At 67.7% G+C, this 495-nt stretch carries 1 protein-coding gene; it reads right to left on the reverse strand.

The annotated features are described in order from the left end of the window. Positions 1 to 495 (reverse strand): phosphoenolpyruvate carboxylase (locus D3D02_RS19155; protein ID WP_121571371.1); only part of this gene is annotated, 495 nt, incomplete at both ends.

Below are 495 nucleotides of genomic sequence, written 5' to 3' on the forward strand. Positions count from 1 at the left end.
TCACGTCCTCCTCGCGGCAGAAGCGCGCGATCCGGCGCTGGTTCTGGTAGAGGTCCCAGTTGGCCGCGAGGAAGCCGTTCTCCTTGTTGGAGTCGGAGTAGCCGAGCATCACTTCTTGGACCTCGCCGCGCGCGTCGAGCGCGGCCGCGTACGCCTCGTTCTCGAAGAGGGTGCCGAGGATGCGCTCGGCGCCGTTGAGCGCGGACTCGGTCTCCAACAGCGGGACCACGTCGACCGCGCAGTGGTCGGGGAGGGAGACGACGCCGACCTGGTCGGCCAAGAAGAGGACCTCCAGCACGTGGCTCGGCTCCTCGGTCATCGAGATGCAGTAGGTGTCGATCGCCTGCTGGCCGTACTCCTCCTGCCACTCCGCGAACGACGCAAACCGCCGCAGGACGCGCTCCGTCGTCTCGGAGACGTCGCCGGGCTCGTCGACGTCGACGACCGGCTCCTCTTGTAGGATCGCCTCGGTGAGGAAGTCGACGCGCTCGTCCT

Source organism: Halobellus sp. Atlit-38R (assembly GCF_003665925.1).
GTDB lineage: Archaea > Halobacteriota > Halobacteria > Halobacteriales > Haloferacaceae > Haloquadratum > Haloquadratum inordinatus.